Origin of the sequence: Kocuria rhizosphaericola, assembly GCF_044462205.1 — a bacterium.
Lineage (GTDB): Bacteria > Actinomycetota > Actinomycetes > Actinomycetales > Micrococcaceae > Kocuria > Kocuria rhizosphaericola.
Window position 1 is genome coordinate 1 of sequence record NZ_JBISWK010000119.1, and the last position, 18586, is coordinate 18586.

Sequence of the window (18586 nt, forward strand, 5' to 3'; positions counted from 1 at the left end):
GGCCGTCCCGGGACGGGCCGGCGCACCGGACGCGTCCGCGCCGCCGGCCCTGAGCGTGCGCGGCCTCGTCCGGGTCTTCGGCCGCCCCGGCACCCCGGAGGCCAAGGTCGCGGTGGACCGCGTGGACCTCGACGTCCCCCGCGGCTCCTTCTTCGGCCTCGTGGGGCGCAACGGCGCCGGCAAGACGACGATGCTGTCCATGGCGACCGGCCTCCTCCGCCCGACGGCGGGCACCGCCCGCGTGGCCGGTGTCGACGTCTGGGCCGAGCCGCGGCGGGCCAAGCAGCTCATGGGGGTGCTGCCGGACGGGCTGCACCTGTTCGACCGGCTCACGGGACGTCAGCTCGTCACCTACTCCGGTCTGCTGCGCGGCATGGACCGCACGGTCGTGGCCGAGCGCACGGAGGACCTGCTGCGGGTCATGGACCTGCTCCCCGACGCCGGGACGCAGGTCCAGGACTACTCCGCCGGCATGACCAAGAAGATCGCGCTGGCCGGCGCCCTCATCCACGCCCCGAGCCTGCTGGTCCTCGACGAGCCGTTCGAGTCGGTCGACCCCGTCTCGGCCGCGAACATCCGCGAGATCCTGCACGGCTTCGTGTCCGCGGGCGGGACCGTGGTGGTCTCCAGCCACGTCATGGACCTCGTGCAGCGGATGTGCGACCACGTCGCCGTGATGGACCGCGGCCGGGTGCTGGCGGCCGGGACGGTCGACGACGTCCGGGTCGGGGCCACGCTCGAGGACCGGTTCGTCGAGCTGGTCGGCGGACGCCGGGAGACGGGGGAGGGGCTCTCGTGGCTGCGCCCGGAGTGAGCCGGGACCTCGCCCCGGCCCCGGGAGGCCTCGACCCCGCCGGGGCCGGCACGAGCGCCCTGGCCGGGCGGCTCGTGGGCCTGAAGGCGAGGCTCCTCGTCAACACCCTGACCCGCAGCACCTGGGTGCTCGTGGGGACGGTGCTGGGCGCCGCCTACTTCCTGTTCCTGCTGGGCCTGGCCGTGGTCGCGCTCTTCCTCCTCGGCCGCCAGGACCTGTCCGTGGTGCGCACCGTGCTCGTACTGGCCGGGACGGCGGCCACGCTGGCCTGGTGGCTGCTGCCCGTCCTCGCGGCGCGCGCCGACGCCACGCTGGACCCCGCCCGCCTCGCCGTGTTCCCCCTCTCCGTGGGCCAGGTCCAGTGGGGCCAGGCGCTCGGCGCGCTCGTCGGCGTGCCGGGCGCGCTCACCACCGTCGCGCTGCTCGCCACGGTGAGCTCCTGGCGCTCGTCCGCGGCGGCGCTGGTCGCGGCCCTCCTGTGCGTGCCGCTCGCGCTGGCCCTCGTGGTCGCCGGTTCCCGGTGCGTCACGGCCCTCGCCGTCGGCCTCGGCCGCCGCCGCCGGCTCACGGAGCTGGTCTCGCTGGCCGCGCTCGTGGCGCTGGTGCTGCTCGGCCCGATCGTCACGGGTCTGCTGAGCGGGCTGGAGCGGCTGTGGGACCGGCTGCCGCAGTACGCCGGCGTGCTGGCGTGGACGCCGGCCGGAGCCGTCTGGGCGGTCCCGGCGGACGTCGCCGCGGGTCGCTGGGCTTCCGCGTCCGCCCGCCTGGCCGTCACGGTCCTGACGGTCGCCGCCCTCGTCCTCGTCTGGCGGGTCGCGCAGGAGCGGGCGCTGACCAGCACGGCCGGCCGGCGGACCGCGGCCCGGCACGAGGGCGCCGCCGGCGCGGGGCTGTTCGACCTCGTGCCCCGGCGTCCGTGGGCGGCCGTCGCGGCGCGGTGCCTGGTCTACTGGGTCAGGGACCCCCGCTACGCGGCAGGCCTGCTCGTCATCCCCGCCCTCGCCGTGCTCATCTGGTTCTCCCGGGACCCCGGGGGCGGGAGCGTCTTCCTGTACGGCCTCGGGCCGATGATCGCGGCGCTGCTCGCCTACCAGATCTCGGGCGACGTGTCCTACGACAACACCGCCCTGCACCTGCACGTCCTCTCCGGCGTGCGGGGCGTCCACGACCGCGCGGGCCGGGTGCTCGCGCTGCTCGTGATCGCCGTGCCGCTCACCGCGCTCGGACTGCTGCTGCCGTTCGCGGTCGAGGGCCGGTGGCAACTGCTGCCCGGGATCGCGGGCACCTCGGTGCTGGCGCTGCTGGGCGGGGCGGGCCTGTCCTCGGTGCTGTCCGCCCGGTACACCTATCCCGTGGCCCCGCCGGGGGCGTCACCGCTGAAGACGCCGCAGGGCTTCACCGTCCTCAACGTCCTGGTGCAGTTCGTGGCGCTGGGGCTCGTCGTCGTGCTCATGCTGCCGGCCGCGGTCCTCCTCCTCGTGCAGCTCTTCACCGGTGACCCCGTGTGGGGCTGGGCGGCGCTCGCCGCCGGGTCGGTGCTGGGACCGCTGCTGTGCTGGGGCGGGATCGTCCTCGGCGGGCGCTGGTACGACCGGCGGGCCCCCGAGCTGCTCCAGGAGGTCGCCCAGTTCCGCTGAGCCGGGCCGGGCGGGCGGCCCCGGGGCACGCGGAGGCGGCGTGATCGGGGTAAACTGGCGTCCATGCATGTCTCAGCGGCGACCACCGGCACCCCGACGAACGGCCTGGACGACAGCCCCTACGGCACCGACCCGGCGCAGCCGGCCGGGGGCACGTCCACGATCGAGCGCGAGGAGACCAGGGAGCTCCAGGAACCGGGCGACCACGAGCGCTTCGCGCACTACGTGCGCAAGGAGAAGATCATGGAGTCCGCCCTCTCGGGCGAGCCCGTGATCGCCCTGTGCGGCAAGGTCTGGGTCCCCGGCCGCGACCCCCAGCGGTTCCCGGTGTGCCCCACCTGCAAGGAGATCTACGACGGCCTGCGCCCCCCGAACGACCAGGGTGACGACCAGGGCTGAGCACCGCCCCGTCGAGCGAGCGCCCGCCGCCGGCGGGCGCTTTTGCGTGGCCCGCCGCCGCGCCCCCTCAGCCACCGCGACCACGAGGCCGCGGGCCCACGAGCGAAAGGACGTCGCCAGAGTGTCCCAGGACGACCAGCTCTCCTTGTTCGGCTCAGCCGCCGCCGACCTCCCCCCGGCCTACCCGGACCGCGCGGCGTGGGGCACCGCCCCCAAGCTGCGCGCCTGGCAGGCGGAGGCGCTGCAGCGCTACTTCGAGACGCAGCCCCGGGACTACATGGCCGTCGCGACCCCCGGGGCCGGCAAGACGACCTTCGCCCTGCGGGTGGCCAAGGAGCTCTTCGACCGCGGCACCGTCAACCGGATCACGGTGGTGACGCCCACGGACCACCTCAAGCGGCAGTGGGCCGACGCCGCGGCCCGCGTGGGCCTGGCCATCGACCCGAACTTCAAGAACGCGGACGGCTCCCACGGCCGGGACTACCTGGGCGCGGCGGTGACCTACTCCCAGGTGGCGATGAAGCCGCTCCTGCACCGGGCCCGCACCGAGGCGGGCCGGACGCTGGTGATCATGGACGAGATCCACCACGCCGGCGACTCCCTGACGTGGGGCGACGGGCTGCAGGAGGCCTTCGACCCCGCCGCCCGCCGGCTCGCCCTGACCGGCACCCCCTTCCGCTCGGACACCGCGCCGATCCCGTTCGTGCGCTACGTGGAGGATGGGGACGGCATCCGCCGCTCGAGCTCCGACTACACCTACGGCTACGGCGACGCGCTCAAGGACCACGTGGTCCGGCCCGTGATCTTTCTCGCCTACTCGGGGCAGATGCGCTGGCGCACCAGCGCGGGCGAGGAGATGGCCGCGGAGCTCGGCGAGGGCTTCACGAAGGACATCACCGCCCACGCGTGGCGCACCGCGCTCGACCCGAACGGGCAGTGGATCCCGTCGGTGCTCCAGGCCGCGGACCAGCGGCTCACGGAGGTGCGGCGCACCGTGCCCGACGCCGGGGCGATGGTCATCGCGACCGACCACCAGGACGCGAAGGCCTACGCGGCGCAGCTGCGCCGGATCACCGGGGAGAACCCCACCGTGGTCCTCTCCGACGACAAGGGCGCCTCGGACCGGATCGACGAGTTCTCCGCGGGGGACAGCCGGTGGATGGTGGCGGTCCGCATGGTCTCCGAGGGTGTCGACGTCCCCCGGCTCGCCGTGGGGGTCTACGCGACGTCGACGTCCACGCCGCTGTTCTTCGCCCAGGCGGTCGGCCGCTTCGTGCGCGCCCGCAAGCGCGGGGAGACGGCCTCCGTCTTCCTGCCGTCCGTGCCGGCGCTGATGCAGCTCGCCAACGAGATGGAGGCCGAGCGGGACCACGCCCTCGACAGGCCCGCCGCGGAGGAGACCGGCCTGCCCGCCGACCCCCTCGAGGAGGGCTGGGACGACGAGCTGCTCGAGGAGGCCAACCGCGAGGAGAAGGCGTCGGCGGCCCTCGCCCAGGGCCGCTTCGAGGCCATCGGCTCGGACGCGTCCTTCCACGGGGTGCTCTTCGACGGCGGCGCCTTCGGCGGCGGCGTGGCGGTGGGCTCGGAGGAGGAGGCGGACTTCCTCGGCATCCCGGGCCTGCTCGAGGCCGACCAGGTCTCGGCGCTGCTGCGGGAGCGGCAGTCCCAGCACGCCCGCCGCCGCCCGGGCGCCGCCCGGGCCCCGGAGCCGGCGGTGCCCGACCACCGGCGGCTGAAGGAGCTGCGCGCCACCCTGTCCAAGAACGTCTCGGCCTGGGCGTCGCGCACCGGCACCCCGCACGGCGTGGTCCACAACGAGCTGCGCCGCGTGTGCGGGGGCCCCGCGGTGGCGCAGGCCAACGAGGTGCAGCTGCAGGCGCGCGTCAAGAAGCTGCAGGACTGGTTCATCGGGCGCAAGTGAGCCGCGCACCGGGGCACGGCCCGCCCGGCAGGGGGCGGGCCGCGTCCGGGCGCGGGTCAGGACCGGACGATCTCGACCCCTGCCTCGGCCATCTCCCGCAGGGCGCGCGCCGTGCTCTCCTCGGCCACGCCGGCCGTGAGGTCCACCAGCACCCGGGTGTCGTAGCCGGCCTCGACGGCGTCCAGAGCGGTCGCGCGCACGCAGTGGTCGGTCGCGAGACCCACGATGTCCACGGCCTCGATCTCGTGCTCCCGCAGCCAGTCGTCGAGGCTCACGTCCGGCTCGTCGTCGACGTCCTCGTCGTCGCCCATCGGCACGTCCGCGTCCGGGGCGAGCAGCCCCTCGAACCCGGAGTAGGCGGCGTCGTGCTCGCCCTTGCGGAACCACGCCTGGATCCAGTCCGTGTCCAGGTCGGCGTGGAAGTGGGCCCCGCGGGACTCGGCGACACAGTGCACGGGCCAGGAGTCCACGTAGTCCGGTTCGTCGGAGAAGTGCGCCCCGGGGTCGATGTGCCAGTCCTGGGTGGCCGCGACGGCCGCGTAGTCCCCGTGGTGGTCCTCGAGGTGCTCCGACACGGCGGCGGCCACGGCCGCGCCTCCGGCGACGGCCAGCGACCCGCCCTCGCAGAAGTCGTTCTGCACGTCGACGACGATCAGTGCGGTCCTCATGGTGTTCCTCCCTCTGTTGCGGTGGGTCTCGCCCGGTCTGTCCTGCTCGGTGGATCCTGTGCGCCGGACGCCCCGGTCAGACCGGGGCCTCCGGCCCCAGCACGGTCGGGATGACGGGGTCGCCCTCGCTGAGCCGCCGGGCCGATCGTGGCAGCTCCGCCACGGACGCCGTGTGCCGCTCCCGGGCCCGCCGGACGCCGGCCGGGCCGGTCCACCCGTCCAGCAGCTCGCCGTCGCGGACGAAGTCCTCCAGCAGCGGCCGGTCGTCGCCGTCGTCGTCGGGCAACCGGCCGATCCCGACCACCTCGTGGGTGGCCGTGCCCTTCTCGTCCCGGCGCCGCAGGGCGTGCTTGCGCCCGCCCACGGACACCTTGCCCTTGGCGGCCTTCGCCACGGGCCGCAGCTCGCCGGAGGAGTCCTCGCGGGCCACGAGCTTGTAGACCATCGAGGACGTCGGCGCGCCCGAGCCGGTGACCACGCGGGTGCCGACGCCGAACGCGTCGACGGGCGCGGCGTTCAGGGACGCGATCGCGTACTCGTCCAGGTCCGAGGTGACGGTGATGCGGGTGTCCGGGTTGCCGAGGTCGTCGAGGAGCTCCCGCACCCACGCGGCCTGGGTCACGAGGTCGCCCGAGTCCAGGCGCACGCCGCCCAGCTCCGGGCCCGCCAGCTCCACGGCCTTGCGGACCGCGGCCTCGACGTCGTAGGTGTCGACGAGCAGGGTGGTGTCCCGGCCCATGGACTCCAGCTGGGCTCGGAAGGCATCCTCCTCCGAGTCGTGCAGCAGCGTGAAGGAGTGGGCGGCGGTCCCGACGGTCCGGATCCCCCAGCGGTGGCCGGCCTCGAGGTTCGAGGTGGAGTCGAAGCCGCCGATGACCGCCGCCCGCGCGGCCGCGACCGCGGCCTCCTCGTGGGCGCGCCGGGAGCCCATCTCGATGCACGGGCGCCCCGCCGCGGCCCCCACCATGCGGGAGGCGGCCGAGGCCACGGCGCTGTCGTAGTTGAGCACCGACAGGAAGTACGTCTCGAGCACGCACGCCTCGGCGAACGTGGCCTCGACCACGAGCAGCGGCGAGGACGGGAAGTACGCCTCGCCCTCGGCGTAGCCGGAGATCGACCCGGTGAAGCGGAAGTCCGCCAGGTAGTCCAGGGTCGCGCGGTTGACCACGCCGGTGTCCGCGAGGAAGCGCAGCTGCTCGTCGCCGAAGCAGAAGCTGTCGAGCCCCTCGAGGAGGCGCCCGGTGCCCGCCAGCACGCCGTAGCGCCGGCCGGCCGGCAGCCGCCGGGCGAAGACCTCGAAGACGCTGCGCCGCTGCGCGGTGCCGGCGTGCAGGGCGGCCTGCAGCATGGTCAGCTCGTAGTGGTCGGTCATCAGGGACGTGGGCGGCGGGGCCCACCGGTGGCTGCGCTGGTTCACGGGCACCACTCTAGCGACGCCGCCGGTGCCCCCCGGCGTCCGGCACTCGCTACGATGGACGGACCATGCACTGCGCTACTTCCGCCGCCGCCCGCCCCGCGGCCACCGCCACCCCGGAGACCGGCACCCGGCCCACCGGCGAGACGTCCGTGGCCGCGGCGACCGAGACCCCGTGGAACGTGGTCGTGTGGGACGACCCCGTCAATCTCATGAGCTACGTCACGTACGTGTTCCGCTCCTACTTCGGCTACCCGGAGGAGAAGGCCCGCTCCCTGATGCTCGAGGTCCACCACCACGGGCGCTCCGTGGTGGCCAGCGGTTCCCTCGAGGAGGCCGAGACCCACACCGCGGCGATGCACGGCTTCGGGCTGTGGGCCACCTTCGAGCAGGCGGGGGGCCACTGATGGCCCAGGGCTTCCGGTCCACCCGCAGGGGGATCACCGCCCGTTTCGAGGAGGCCGAGAAGGACCTGCTGCAGAAGCTGTTCGCGGACGTCGCCCAGGCGCTCGCGCCCGAGCAGCCGGCCTCGGAGGACTCGCTCGAGCGGATGCTCGGCGTGTCCGGGGACGCCACCGTCCCCGACGACTCCGCGCTGCGGCGCCTCCTGCCCGACGGCAGCCTGGACCCCGAGCGCGCCGCAGAGTTCCGCCGGTACACGGAGCGGGGACTGCGGGAGACCAAGCGGGGCGTGCTGCAGCAGGCCGCGCTGGCGCTGGAGGCCCAGCCCGTGCGGCTGGACCCCGGGCAGGCGCAGGCCTTCGGCCAGGCCCTCAACGACGTGCGGCTGGTGCTGGCGGACCGCCTGGGGATCCGGAGCGAGGCGGACGCCGAGCGCGTGGGGCGCTACGACGACTGGTCCGCGATCGAGGACGTCGAGACGTACATGTCGCTTCTGTACAACTTCGTCTCGTGGCTTCAGGAGACCCTCATGGAGGCGCTGCTCCACGACCTGCCCCGGGACTGACCGGCCACGACGCCCCGGAGCGCTTCCGCCCGGGCGCGGGGTGACGCGCATCACGGCGGCTCGCCCGCGGCACGGTTTGGGGCGGCGGCACGCCCGGGACTACGCTCTTGTCGATATGCAGGATGACGACGTCTTCGGGGCCGGCGGCCGGACCGCACGGCGCCCCAACCCCGGTTCACCCATCGGCGTGTTCGACTCCGGGGTGGGCGGCCTCACCGTGGCCCGCGCCATCATCGACCAGCTGCCCCACGAGGAGATCGTCTACGTGGGCGACACCGCGCACGGGCCCTACGGCCCGCTGCCGATCGCCGAGGTCCGGGCGCACGCCCTGCGGATCATGGACGAGCTCGTGGACTCCGGCGTCAAGCTGCTCGTCATCGCCTGCAACACGGCGTCCGCCGCGGTGCTGCGCGACGCCAGGGAGCGCTACACCCGGGTCTACGGGATCCCCGTGGTGGAGGTCATCCAGCCGGCGGTGCGACGAGCGGTGGCCTCGACCCGCAACGGCCGGATCGGGGTCATCGGCACGGCGGCCACGGTCGGCTCCCGCGCCTACGACGACACCTTCGCCGCCGCCCCCCACCTGCGGATCGACTCGGTGGCCTGTCCGGCGTTCGTCGACTACGTGGAGGCAGGAGTCACCACGGGCCCCGCGCTCCTGGCCACGGCGCAGTCCTACCTGGACCCGCTGCGGGACGCCGACGTGGACACCCTGGTCCTGGGCTGCACCCACTACCCCCTGCTCACGGGCGTGATCTCCTACGTCATGGGCGACACCGTCACCCTGGTCTCCAGCGCGGAGGAGACCGCCAAGGACGTCTACCGTGCGCTGGTCGGTCACGGGCTCGAGCGGGACCCGAGCCTGCCCGCCCACCACGAGTTCCTCGCCACCGGGGACGCGGCGTCCTTCGAGGTCCTGGCCCGGCGGTTCCTGGGGCCGGAGGTCGCCCGCGTGCGGCACACCAGCTCCGTGGCGGAGCAGTACCCCACGGGCTCGCTCGCGCGGATCACCCCGGAGATGATCGGGGGCACCGGCCCGTCCGCTCCCTGAGCAGTCCCGCGGCCGGTGCGGCCGCGGTCCCACCGGTCCTCCCTGGAAGGCACACGCTCCATGAAACTCACCATCGTCGGATGCACCGGCTCCTTCGCGGGGCCGAACTCCCCGGCCTCCTGCTACCTCGTCAGCGGCGAGGACGCCGAGGGGCGGATCTGGCGCATCCTGCTGGACATGGGCAACGGCGCCCTCGGGGTGCTGCAGCGCCACATCGACCTGCACGACATCGACGCCGTGCTCGTGAGCCACCTGCACCCCGACCACTGCATCGACCTGGCCGGGCTGCACGTGGCGATCAAGTGGGACCCGCGGGGCTGGGGCGGCGCACCGATCCCGCTGTGGGCGCCCACCGGCCTCCACGAGTACCTCAGCAGCACCCACGGTCTCCCCCCGGAGCCCGGGATGCACGGGGAGTTCGACTTCCACACCTGGGTCCCCGAGGAGCCCGTGCGGGTGGGGCCGTTCGCGATCACGCCCTTCCTGGTGGAGCACCCCACGCCCGAGCCGTACGCCCTGCGCATCGACTACGACGGGGTCATGGGCCCCAGCACCCTGACCTACTCGGGGGACACCGACGCGTGCGACGGCCTCGTGCGCGCCGCCCGGGGCGCCGACGTCTTCCTGTGCGAGGCCGCCTACCACGAGGGCCGCGACGACGCGCTGCGCGGCATCCACCTCACCGGCCGGCGCGCCGCGGAGGCGGCCCGGGACGCCGGGGTGCGCCAGCTGCTGCTGACGCACCTGCCGGTGTGGAACTCCCCGACGCGGGCCGTCGAGGAGGCGCAGGAGGTCTTCGAGGGGCCCATCGGGGTGGCCGAGCCCGCCTACACGTACCGGATCGTCCGCAGCGGCAGCGGCCGTCCCGCGGCCGCCGTCGGACCGTGAGACCTGCCGCCGGCGGCCGGGCCGGGAGCGCTGGACCGAGGGGTAAGGTGGAGCACATGGATGCCCCTGTCGACCAGACCCCACCGGCCCTCTCGACCCCGGGGGTGACCCGGTCGGACGGCCGTTCGCCCGACGAGCTGCGGCCCATCACCATCACCCGCGGCTGGTCCCAGCAGGCGGAGGGCTCCGCCCTCATCGAGTTCGGCAGCACCCGGGTGCTGTGCACCGCGTCCGTCACGGAGGGCGTCCCGCGCTGGCTCAAGGGGGAGGGCCGCGGCTGGGTGACCGCCGAGTACGCGATGCTCCCGCGGGCCACGTCCACCCGCTCCGCCCGCGAGTCCGTGAAGGGCAAGATCGGCGGGCGCACCCACGAGATCTCCCGGCTCATCGGCCGCTCCCTGCGTTCGGTCATCGACCTCTCCGCCCTGGGGGAGAACACCGTGGTCCTCGACTGCGACGTCCTCCAGGCCGACGGCGGCACCCGCACCGCGGCCATCACCGGCGCCTACGTGGCGCTCGCCGAGGCCATCGGCTGGGCGCGGGCCGAGGGGCTCGTCGCCCGCCGCGCCCAGCCGCTCACCGACACCGTGGCCGCCGTGTCCGTGGGCATCATCGACGGCGTGCCGATGCTGGACCTCCCCTACGTCGAGGACGTCCGGGCCGAGACGGACATGAACGTGGTGGTCACCGGGTCCGGCGACTTCGTGGAGGTGCAGGGCACGGCCGAGGGCGCCCCCTTCGACCGCGCCGAGCTCGACGCCCTGCTCGACCTCGCGCTGGCCGGCTGCGCCCAGCTCACCCAGATCCAGGTCGAGACCCTGCGCGAGGGCGACGATGGGTGAGCACGACGGCGCACGGGTGGTCCTGGCCACCCGCAACGCGGGCAAGCTCGCGGAGCTGCGGGACCTGCTCGCGGCGGCGCTGCCCGGCGCGGACGTCGAGCGCCTCGTGGTGGACGCCGGCACGGCCGGCACCCCGGACGTCGTCGAGGACGGCACGAGCTTCGAGGCCAACGCCCTGCTCAAGGCCCGCTCCGCGGCCGCCGCGACCGGGCTGGTCGCCGTGGCCGACGACTCCGGTCTGGCCGTGGACGTCCTGGGCGGCGCGCCCGGGATCTTCTCGGCGCGGTGGTCCGGGCGGCACGGCGACGACGCCGCGAACCTGCGGCTGCTGCTCGACCAGCTCTCCGACGTCCCCGACACCCACCGCGGCGCGCAGTTCGTGTGCGCCGCGGCCCTCGTGACCCCGGCGGGGGAGGAGCACGTCGAGACCGGTGAGCTGCGCGGGACGCTGCTGCGCGAACCGGCCGGGGACGGCGGCTTCGGCTACGACCCCGTGCTGCGCCCCGACGGGCTCGACCGGTCCTGCGCCGAGCTCACGCGCGAGGAGAAGAACGCCATCAGCCACCGTGGACGCGCGATGCGGGCCCTGCTCCCGCACCTGCTGGCCGCCCTCGACCGCGCCGCCGTCCCCGACTGACCCACGTCCGAACCGAGGAAGTTGCCCATGCCCTGGTCGCAGCTCCACCACCTGCCGTTCGCCGGCGCCGTCGAGGCCGTCCTGCGCGAGGCCGGCATGAGCGCCGACCCGAGCCAGTGGGAGGTGCACGCCGGCGGGTCCGCCCACGTGGTGGTGAACGTGGGGCACGTGATCTCCGTGCGGATCGCCAAGAACGCCACGGTCTGCGAGCACGTCCGGCGCCGCACGGAGGTGCTCCGGAGGCTGCCCCGCTTCTCGTTCGAGACCCCGCGGCCGCTCACCGGCGTGGTGGTCTCCCACGGCTACACCGGGGTGGGCCTGACCTGGTGCCCCGGTGACCCGCACCCGCCCGGGCACGGGGACCCGGCCGTGCTGCACCGGGTGCTGACCGAGCTGGCCGAGGTCGACACCACGGGCTTCGCGAGGTACCTCGACCGTCCCGGCCAGCACTGGGGCGGCCACCGGCGCCGGCACGTGCTCCTCGACGAGGTCATCCCGCGGCTGCTGCCCCGCAACCAGGAGGCCGCGCGGCGGGCCGTCGCCGAGCTCGCGGCGCTGCCCACCGTGGTGCCGACCCTGGTGCACGGGGACCTCATGGGGCACAACATGCTGTGGGCCGGGGACGAGCTCACGGGCATCATCGACTGGGACCACGCCTGCCTGTCCGACCCCGCGCACGACGCCGCGTCCCTCGGCCTCTGGTACGGCTGGGACACCCTGCGCTCCGCCGTCTCGGAGACCGTCTACGAGCGCGCCCGGCTGCACGCGCGCACGTTCCCGCTGCAGGCGGTCGCCTACGCGCTGCACCACGACCTCGACACCGCCCAGGTCAACCAGTCCATCGCGCGGGCCGACGACTGGATCGAGACCAACCTGCGCGGCGTCTGCGCCTGAGCGGGCGCAGTAGGCTGTCCGGGTGCCGTTCTCCGCTTCCCCCGACACGACCTCCGCCCGGTCCGCCGCGGACCCGTCGTCCCTCTCCTTCACCGCCATCGACTTCGAGACCGCGAACCGCTTCCTCGGCTCGCCGTGCGCCGTGGGCCTCGTGCGGGTCCGTGGCGGCAGGGTGGTGGCCGAGCGCTCCGCGTACATGCGGCCGCCGCGCACCCGCGCGGCCTTCGACCCCGGCAACACGCGCATCCACGGGATCACCGAGCAGACGGTCGCCGGCCGTCCGGGCTTCGCCGAGCTGTGGCCGCGGATCGAGGACTGGATCCTGGCGGAGGATCCGGACGAGCTCGTGGTCGCGCACAACGCGGCCTTCGACATGGGCGTGATCCGGGCCGCGTGCGCGGAGACGGAGACGCCGCACGCCCCGCTGGCGTACGCGTGCAGCCTGGCCCTGGCACGGCGCGGCTACGACCTGCCGTCCTACGCGCTGCCCCGGGCGGCCGAGGCGGCCGGGGTGCCGCTGCGCCGCCACCACGACGCCCTCGAGGACGCCCGGGCGTGCGCGGGGATCATGGTCGACCTGGTCCGCCGGGCCGGTGCGGGCAGCGTCCGGGAGCTGCTCGCCGGCGCGGGCCTGAGCGTCAAGCGGCTGGCGGCGCCCCCACTTCCCTGAGCCAGCGCTCCGCCGCCTCCGACACCGTGTCCCCGGCGTCCAGCCGGGCGCTGTCCTCCGGCGGCAGCGCGGCCGTCCCGAGCGCCGCGCCCGTGACGCCGCCGGCGATCGCCCCGGTGGCGGCCGGCTCGCCGTCGTGGTCGGTCCCCAGCTCCACCGCACGGCGGAACACGGCCCGCCGATCCCGGGCGTCCGGGGACTCGGCCTCCGCGCGCAGGGCCGCACAGAGCCCGCGCGCCAGGACCTCCGGGGCCGTCCGCCCCGCGCCGAGCAGCCGCGGGAGCGTCCCGGCGGCCAGGTCCCCCCGGCCGGCGGCGCGCACGGCGTCGTCGATCCGGGCGAGGGTCTCGGCCACCGGGCGCGTGAGGTTCCCGGCCGTCCCGCGGGCCGCGGCCACGGCCGCGGCGACCGGCCGCGGCAGGCCCTCCCGGCGGGCCCGCACGGCGGCGTGGACCACGAAGCCGTGGACGGCCGCGGCGGTCTGCGCCTCGGGGTGCCCGTGGGTCAGCGCGGCACCGTTGATGGCCAGGGGAGCGAGCGTGCGCCAGCCGACGTGGGGGAGGAGACCGAACGGGGACGAGCGCAGCACCGGTCCGGCGCCCTCGGCGTCCGGCAGCACCGGACGCTCGACCTCGCCCATCCGTCCGGACCGGAGCGCCTCCAGCACCGTCGCGTCGGGCTCCCGCACGGCGTGCAGGACCTCGTGCTCGTCGATCCGGCGGGGCAGGGGCTGTGGTGCCCCGGCCGGGTCGGGCTCGCCCTGGGTGCGGAGCCAGCGCAGGTAGGCCAGCCACAGGCACGCGGTCTCGTCGGCGGCGTGGCCCTGGTTGGCCCACTCGACCACCTCCTGCAGGGCGTCCAGGGTGTAGAGGGTCAGCTGGGTGCCGGCGGAGATCCGCAGCACCGCGGCGGCACCGCCGGTGTCCGCGGGAGCGGCGGGGGACTTCGCGCCGGTCGCCTCCGGACGGGGGCGCCGGCCGGCGCCCAGCGCGTCCCCGAGGGCTCCGCCCAGCAGGACGGCGCGCACGGAGTCGGCGTACTCGGGCCAGGCGGGGTCGAGGCCGGCGTCGGGGAGGAGCAGGGGCGCGGGCATGCGGCCAGTGTAGTCGGCGGCCGACACGTCCCGGGCGGGTTCAACCGCCCTTCAGGCGGCCGTGGTTCCATGGCACGGGCGCCCGGCGCCCCGCCGGCACGGCACCCCCACCGTGCCGCCCCGATCCCTGAGGAGAGCTCCATGAGCCACCACGTACCCGGCACCAGCACGCATCCCGGCGCCGACGGCACGGACCACGACGGCACGCCCGCCGCACCCGGCACGGAGGGCCTCGCGGCACCCGTGCCCGTCGCCGCGCGGAAGGAGTCCGTGCCCGCCGGCGCGCCTGCCGCCGTGTCCGCGCCGGCCCAGTGGGCCGCCGAGTTCGCCGGCACGGCGCTGCTGGTCTTCGCCGGTCTCGGCACCGGCATGTTCGCCACCGAGGTCATCGACTCCGCGCTCGGCTTCGGCCTCGGCCTCGTCGCCGCGATCGTCGCCTTCGGGCACGTCTCCGGAGGGCACTTCAACCCCGCGGTGACGCTCGCCGCCGTCGTGGCCGGGCGCACCCCCGCGAGGTCCGCGGTCGGCTACGTGGTGGCCCAGGTGCTCGGCGCGCTGGCCGCCGCGGGCGTGCTGTGGGTGGTGCTCGTCACGCTGCTCGACTCCTCGACCACCGCGCAGGTCCTGGGGGCGGTCTCCAACGGCTTCGGGGAGAACTCCACCTCCCAGGCCGGGTGGACCACCGTGCTGCTCGTCGAGTTCGTGGCGACCGCCCTGTTCGCTCTCGTGGTCCTGGGCTCCACCGCGCCGCGGGCCAACGCGGTGCTCGCCCCCGTGGCCATCGGGGCGGCCCTCGCGTTCCTGCTCACGATCGCCGCGCCGTTCGACGGCGGATCGCTGAACCCCGCCCGCTCGACGGGCGCCGCCGTGGTCTCCGGGTCCGCGCACCTGGCCCAGCTGTGGCTGTTCTGGGTCGCCCCGCTGCTGGGCGGACTCGTCGCCGGTCTCGTCCACCGCTCGGTGGACCTCTCCCGCCCGCGCCGCGGCGCCGGGGCGGCTCCCGCGACCGGGGCGGCTCCCGCGACCGAGGCCGCGCCGGCCGGGTCCGCCACGCCGGACCGGGAGCGGTGAGCCCGCGGCCCGGCCGCGTCCGGCAGGGCCGCGGGATCCCCCCGTGCGGTTGCGCTCCGTCTCCGGCCGGCACCTCGGCCGGTGCCTCCGAGCCGGGGCTCCCCCGAGGTGCGGCGAACCGTGCTGCACGGGGACCGGCCTCGTCCCCCCGGCCCGGCGACCGAGGCCCCGGAGCCCGTCCGGATCCGCGGGCGCCGTCCACCGGTGGGGTCGACGCTTTCCGTCATCGTCCGGGCGGCGGGGCTAGTCTGGTTCCTGCCCGGCCGCCGTCGGCAGGAAGCGGAGGAATCTCGTGAGCAGTGTGCGCGCCGCCGAACCCCTCGGGGGCTTCAGCACGGCCTCACGCTCACCCCTGGCCGACTCCCGGGAGCTCGCCGCCGTCAGCGGCGCCCTGTACCCCGTGCTGACCCTGCTGGTGCGCCTGCCCCAGACCATGGTCCCGCTCGGCGTGCTGACCACGGTGGCGCTGATCTCCGGGTCCCCGGCCCTCGGCGCGTACTGCGCCGCCGCCGTGACGCTCGGCTCGGCCCTGTGCGGACTCGCCATGGGCGCGGCCGCCTCGTGGCGCCGGCGCCAGCTGGGACTGGTGCTGCTCACCCTCGTCAATCCGCTCGCGGTGTGGTGGCTCGTGCGCCGGCTGCCGGACCTCGCCGCCGACAGCGAGGCCGCCCCGGCCCAGCTGCTGCTCCCGTGCCTGCTCGCCGGTCTCGTGCTGCCGCAGATGGGCGTCGCGTGCCGGCTGCGCTGGTGGTCCCTGCTGTCCCGGGACTCCCGGCAGGACCTCTTCGACACCGCGCTGCGCCACGAGAGCGTCATGGACTCCCTGGGCACCGTCCTGGCCGCCGCGGTGACCGGCCTCGTGGCCGTGACCCTCGGTCCGGTCGCCGTGCTGGTGCTCGCGGCCACGCTCACGCTCGTGGGCACCACCGTGTTCCTGCTGCACTGCTCCGCCCGCCTGCCACGGGGCCTGATCGGCTTCCTGCCGCCCGCAGGGGCCGCGCCGACCCGGGCGGTCCGCCGGCGCCGGCGCAGGGTGCGCCGGCTCCGGTTGCTCCCCGTGCTGGGCATGGGCGCGCTGGGTGCCCTGGTGGGATCGACCCTCGGCGCGGTCGTCGTCTTCGCGACCGCCGTGGACGCGGTGATCTCGGTCAGCTGGCTGTACGCGGTCTCCGGGCTCACCTCGGCCCTGGCGGCGGTGGCCGCGTCCGCCCGCACCGAGGAGCTCCGGCTGTGGAACCGCTGGGTGGCGGCGGCCGCCGCGGCGGTGCTCGCCGCGATGCTCCTGACGATCCCCGACGACTCCGTGGGGATGGTGGTCGTGCTGGCGCTGGCCGGGCTGACCACCGGCCCGTGCCTGGTGGCGGTGTACGAGATCGCGCGGCTCGTGGCGCCGAGCTCCCGGGTCACGGCCCTGACCACGGTCATGACCGCCATGATGAGCGTGGGGCTGACCGGGGGTCTCGCCCTGTCCGGGTGGTGGGGGGAGTCCTGGGGCTACCGGAGCGCCGCGCTCGTGCCCGTCATCTCCGCGGCCGCCCTGCTGGCCACCGCGCTGGCCTTCGTGCACCGCTGGCGGCGCACCGACCCCCGTGACCTCTGAGCCCCGCAGGGCGCCCGCCGGGCCAGGGGGCCCGGCGGGCGGAGGGGCTCAGTGGCCGCGGTCGATCCACTCCTGCAGGTGGGGTGCCTCCGTGCCGATCGTGGTGGTGTCCCCGTGGCCGGTGAGCACCTCCGTGGACTCCGGCAGGGTGAGCAGCCGCTCGCGGATGGAGTCGACGATCGTGGGGAAGTCCGAGTACGAGCGGCCGGTGGCGCCGGGACCGCCCTGGAAGAGGGTGTCCCCGGAGAACAGCACCCCGCCCTCGCCCAGGTCCGGTGCCCAGAAGCACACGGAACCGGGCGAGTGGCCCGGGGTGTGCAGCACGGTCAGGCGCACCCCGGCCACCGTGTAGACGTCGCCGTCGCGGATGATGCGGTCGAAGCGACGGGCCGGATGCACCTGCTCCCACAGCATGGTGTCGTCCGGGTGGAGGTACACCGGAGCCCGCAGCTCCTCGGCGACATCCACCACGGAGCGGATGTGGTCGTCGTGGCCGTGGGTGAGCAGGATGGCCGCCACCGCCCGGCCGCCCACGGCGTCCACGACCTTCCGGGGGTCGTGGGCCGGGTCGATGACCAGGCACTGCTCGTCGTCGCCCACGATCCACACGTTGTTCTCGACGTCCCAGGTGCCTCCGTCCAGGGAGAACGTCCCTGCGGTCACCAGGTGCTGGACCCGGACCCGGCCCGAGGCGTCCGTGCGCTGCTCCGCGGCCTGCCGCGCGGTCATCGGGCTGCTCCGGCCGGTGCGGCCACGCCGGCCTCCGACTGCGCGGCGGCGCCTGCCGCCGCGCCCGGAGCCGGGGCGATCTCCACCACGGAGCGCAGGACCGTGCCGGCCTTCATTTTCGCGAAGGCCTCCTCCACGTCGCCCAGGCCGATGCGCTCGGTGACGAAGCCGTCCAGGTCCAGACGGCCCAGCCGGTACTGGTCCACCAGCATCGGGAAGTCCCGGGACGGGAGGGTGTCGCCGTACCAGGCGGACCTGATGGACCCGCCGCGGCCGAACACCTCGTCCAGCGGGATCTCCCACGTGGTGCCCGGGGCGGGCACCCCGACCAGGACCATCCGGCCGGCCAGGTCGCGGGCCTCGAACGCCTGCTTGAAGGTGGGCGCGATGCCCACCGCGTCGATCACCAGGTCGGCGCCGAACCCGCCGGTGAGCTCGCGGATCGCTGCGACGGGGTCCTGCTGCCGCGAGTTCACGGTGTGGGTGGCCCCGAACTTCCGGGCGGTGGCCAGCTTCTCGTCGTCGAGGTCCACGGCGACGATCGTGGTCGCCCCGGCCAGGGCGGCCCCGGCGATCGCAGCCGCCCCGACCCCGCCGCAGCCGATGACGGCCACGGACTCCCCGCGCTTCACGGCACCGGTGTTGAGCACCGCGCCGATCCCGGCCATCACGCCGCAGCCGAGCAGCCCGACGGCCGCGTACTGGTGCGGTTCGAGGTCGGCCTCGATCTTGGTGCACTGACCGGCGGCCACCAGGGTCTTCTCCGCGAACGAGCCGATGCCCAGGGCCGGGGACAGCGGGGTGCCGTCCTCGAGCGTCATCTTCTGGGTGGCGTTGTGGGTGGCGAAGCAGTACCAGGGCTCGCCCTTGCGGCAGGCCCGGCACTCGCCGCACACCGCCCGCCAGTTCAGGATCACGTGGTCGCCCACGGCGATCTCGGTCACGCCCTCACCGATCGCCGACACCACGCCCGAGGACTCGTGGCCGAGCAGGAACGGGAAGTCGTCACCGACCCCGCCCTCGACGTAGTGGTGGTCGGTCTGGCACACCCCGCAGGTGAGCACGTCCACCAGTGCCTCCCCCGGACCCGGGTCCGGGACCAGGATGGTCTCCACGCTGACCGGCTGGTTCTTGCCCTTGGACACCACGCCCTTGACCTTGTGCATGCTGGAACTGCCTTTCGTCGTCGTCGTCGGCACCGGGAACGGTGCTCGATCGCAGAAGTCGTGCGAGGGGAGTCCCGAGACCGGGATTCCCGTGTTCGGGAAGGAGAGCCGCGGCCGGAGCGGCC

At 75.1% G+C, this 18586-nt stretch carries 19 protein-coding genes; 14 read left to right on the top strand and 5 right to left on the bottom strand.

Annotated features, from left to right (window positions below; all coding sequences use genetic code 11):
* The 4 genes from ACH9D2_RS12110 to ACH9D2_RS12125 all read left to right on the top strand — a co-directional run.
* On the top strand, positions 1–814 hold an 814-nt coding region (locus ACH9D2_RS12110; RefSeq protein WP_396362214.1), incomplete at its 5' end, for an ATP-binding cassette domain-containing protein.
* Positions 796–2451: a hypothetical protein gene (locus ACH9D2_RS12115; protein WP_396362215.1), complete on the top strand. Its 1656-nt coding sequence runs from the start codon at positions 796–798 to the stop codon at positions 2449–2451. The genes ACH9D2_RS12110 and ACH9D2_RS12115, both read left to right, overlap by 19 nt.
* A gap of 63 nt (positions 2452–2514) precedes the next feature.
* A complete protein-coding gene (locus ACH9D2_RS12120; RefSeq protein ID WP_157571420.1) occupies positions 2515–2850 on the top strand; it encodes a DUF3039 domain-containing protein in 336 nt (111 codons plus the stop codon).
* 121 nt (positions 2851–2971) lie between these two features.
* Complete coding sequence (locus tag ACH9D2_RS12125; protein ID WP_396362216.1) at positions 2972–4771, top strand: DEAD/DEAH box helicase family protein; 1800 nt, start codon at positions 2972–2974, stop codon at positions 4769–4771.
* Positions 4772–4827: 56 nt separating this feature from the next.
* Here the strand turns inward: ACH9D2_RS12125 and ACH9D2_RS12130 are convergent, their stop codons facing one another.
* Positions 4828–5439: an isochorismatase family protein gene (locus tag ACH9D2_RS12130; protein WP_396362217.1), complete on the bottom strand. Its 612-nt coding sequence runs from the start codon at positions 5437–5439 to the stop codon at positions 4828–4830.
* Between the two features lie 76 nt (positions 5440–5515).
* Entirely contained in the window at positions 5516–6865 is a 1350-nt protein-coding gene (locus ACH9D2_RS12135) for a nicotinate phosphoribosyltransferase (protein ID WP_396362218.1), read from the bottom strand.
* Positions 6866–6921: 56 nt separating this feature from the next.
* Here ACH9D2_RS12135 and clpS point away from each other — a divergent pair, with 56 nt between their 5' ends.
* The 8 genes from clpS to ACH9D2_RS12175 all read left to right on the top strand — a co-directional run bounded on the left by clpS (position 6922) and on the right by ACH9D2_RS12175 (position 12802).
* Positions 6922–7260: an ATP-dependent Clp protease adapter ClpS gene (gene clpS, locus ACH9D2_RS12140; RefSeq protein WP_396362219.1), complete on the top strand. Its 339-nt coding sequence runs from the start codon at positions 6922–6924 to the stop codon at positions 7258–7260.
* Positions 7260–7820, top strand: coding sequence for a DUF2017 domain-containing protein (locus tag ACH9D2_RS12145; protein ID WP_396362220.1), 561 nt, complete (start codon positions 7260–7262; stop codon positions 7818–7820). The genes clpS and ACH9D2_RS12145 overlap by 1 nt, the downstream gene beginning before the upstream one ends.
* A gap of 115 nt (positions 7821–7935) precedes the next feature.
* Complete coding sequence (murI, locus tag ACH9D2_RS12150; RefSeq protein ID WP_396362221.1) at positions 7936–8871, top strand: glutamate racemase; 936 nt, start codon at positions 7936–7938, stop codon at positions 8869–8871.
* A gap of 60 nt (positions 8872–8931) precedes the next feature.
* Positions 8932–9759 carry an MBL fold metallo-hydrolase gene (locus tag ACH9D2_RS12155; protein ID WP_396362222.1) on the top strand — a complete coding sequence of 276 codons (828 nt, stop codon included), beginning with the start codon at positions 8932–8934 and terminating at the stop codon, positions 9757–9759.
* Positions 9760–9815: 56 nt separating this feature from the next.
* A complete protein-coding gene (rph, locus tag ACH9D2_RS12160) occupies positions 9816–10601 on the top strand; it encodes a ribonuclease PH (protein WP_396362223.1) in 786 nt (261 codons plus the stop codon).
* On the top strand, positions 10594–11238 hold the full coding sequence (gene rdgB, locus ACH9D2_RS12165; RefSeq protein WP_396362224.1) for an RdgB/HAM1 family non-canonical purine NTP pyrophosphatase: 645 nt from the start codon (positions 10594–10596) through the stop codon (positions 11236–11238). The genes rph and rdgB overlap by 8 nt, the downstream gene beginning before the upstream one ends.
* Before the next feature lie 27 nt (positions 11239–11265).
* A complete protein-coding gene (locus ACH9D2_RS12170) occupies positions 11266–12132 on the top strand; it encodes a phosphotransferase family protein (protein WP_396362225.1) in 867 nt (288 codons plus the stop codon).
* Between the two features lie 22 nt (positions 12133–12154).
* A complete protein-coding gene (locus ACH9D2_RS12175; protein WP_396362226.1) occupies positions 12155–12802 on the top strand; it encodes an exonuclease domain-containing protein in 648 nt (215 codons plus the stop codon).
* On the opposite strand, the gene ACH9D2_RS12180 is transcribed toward ACH9D2_RS12175, so the two are convergent.
* Positions 12771–13895, bottom strand: a complete 1125-nt coding sequence (locus ACH9D2_RS12180; RefSeq protein WP_396362227.1) for an ADP-ribosylglycohydrolase family protein — start codon at positions 13893–13895, stop codon at positions 12771–12773. The two genes, ACH9D2_RS12175 and ACH9D2_RS12180, sit on opposite strands and share 32 nt — an antisense overlap.
* Before the next feature lie 141 nt (positions 13896–14036).
* On the opposite strand from ACH9D2_RS12180, the gene ACH9D2_RS12185 reads away from it, so the two are divergent.
* Complete coding sequence (locus tag ACH9D2_RS12185) at positions 14037–14966, top strand: aquaporin (protein WP_396362228.1); 930 nt, start codon at positions 14037–14039, stop codon at positions 14964–14966.
* Positions 14967–15258: 292 nt separating this feature from the next.
* Positions 15259–16566 carry a hypothetical protein gene (locus ACH9D2_RS12190; protein WP_396362229.1) on the top strand — a complete coding sequence of 436 codons (1308 nt, stop codon included), beginning with the start codon at positions 15259–15261 and terminating at the stop codon, positions 16564–16566.
* A gap of 48 nt (positions 16567–16614) precedes the next feature.
* On the opposite strand, the gene ACH9D2_RS12195 is transcribed toward ACH9D2_RS12190, so the two are convergent.
* Both ACH9D2_RS12195 and ACH9D2_RS12200 read right to left on the bottom strand, forming a co-directional pair.
* Positions 16615–17295 (bottom strand): MBL fold metallo-hydrolase, encoded by a 681-nt coding sequence (locus ACH9D2_RS12195; protein WP_396363066.1) that lies wholly within the window; start codon positions 17293–17295, stop codon positions 16615–16617.
* Positions 17292–18461, bottom strand: a complete 1170-nt coding sequence (locus ACH9D2_RS12200; RefSeq protein ID WP_396363068.1) for an S-(hydroxymethyl)mycothiol dehydrogenase — start codon at positions 18459–18461, stop codon at positions 17292–17294. Before ACH9D2_RS12200 ends, ACH9D2_RS12195 begins: the two co-directional genes overlap by 4 nt.
* Between the last annotated feature and the right edge of the window lie 125 nt (positions 18462–18586).

Excerpts from the sequence above, each read along its gene's own strand:
- rdgB (WP_396362224.1), top strand. The coding sequence starts at position 10,594 with ATGGGTGAGCACGACGGCGCACGGGTGGTCCTGGCCACCCGCAACGCG.
- ACH9D2_RS12185 (WP_396362228.1), top strand. The coding sequence starts at position 14,037 with ATGAGCCACCACGTACCCGGCACCAGCACGCATCCCGGCGCCGACGGC.
- clpS (WP_396362219.1), top strand. The coding sequence starts at position 6,922 with ATGCACTGCGCTACTTCCGCCGCCGCCCGCCCCGCGGCCACCGCCACC.
- ACH9D2_RS12170 (WP_396362225.1), top strand. The coding sequence starts at position 11,266 with ATGCCCTGGTCGCAGCTCCACCACCTGCCGTTCGCCGGCGCCGTCGAG.
- ACH9D2_RS12120 (WP_157571420.1), top strand. The coding sequence starts at position 2,515 with ATGCATGTCTCAGCGGCGACCACCGGCACCCCGACGAACGGCCTGGAC.
- ACH9D2_RS12145 (WP_396362220.1), top strand. The coding sequence starts at position 7,260 with ATGGCCCAGGGCTTCCGGTCCACCCGCAGGGGGATCACCGCCCGTTTC.
- ACH9D2_RS12155 (WP_396362222.1), top strand. The coding sequence starts at position 8,932 with ATGAAACTCACCATCGTCGGATGCACCGGCTCCTTCGCGGGGCCGAAC.
- ACH9D2_RS12195 (WP_396363066.1), bottom strand. The coding sequence starts at position 17,295 with ATGACCGCGCGGCAGGCCGCGGAGCAGCGCACGGACGCCTCGGGCCGG.
- ACH9D2_RS12200 (WP_396363068.1), bottom strand. The coding sequence starts at position 18,461 with ATGCACAAGGTCAAGGGCGTGGTGTCCAAGGGCAAGAACCAGCCGGTC.
- ACH9D2_RS12130 (WP_396362217.1), bottom strand. The coding sequence starts at position 5,439 with ATGAGGACCGCACTGATCGTCGTCGACGTGCAGAACGACTTCTGCGAG.
- ACH9D2_RS12180 (WP_396362227.1), bottom strand. The coding sequence starts at position 13,895 with ATGCCCGCGCCCCTGCTCCTCCCCGACGCCGGCCTCGACCCCGCCTGG.
- murI (WP_396362221.1), top strand. The coding sequence starts at position 7,936 with ATGCAGGATGACGACGTCTTCGGGGCCGGCGGCCGGACCGCACGGCGC.
- rph (WP_396362223.1), top strand. The coding sequence starts at position 9,816 with ATGGATGCCCCTGTCGACCAGACCCCACCGGCCCTCTCGACCCCGGGG.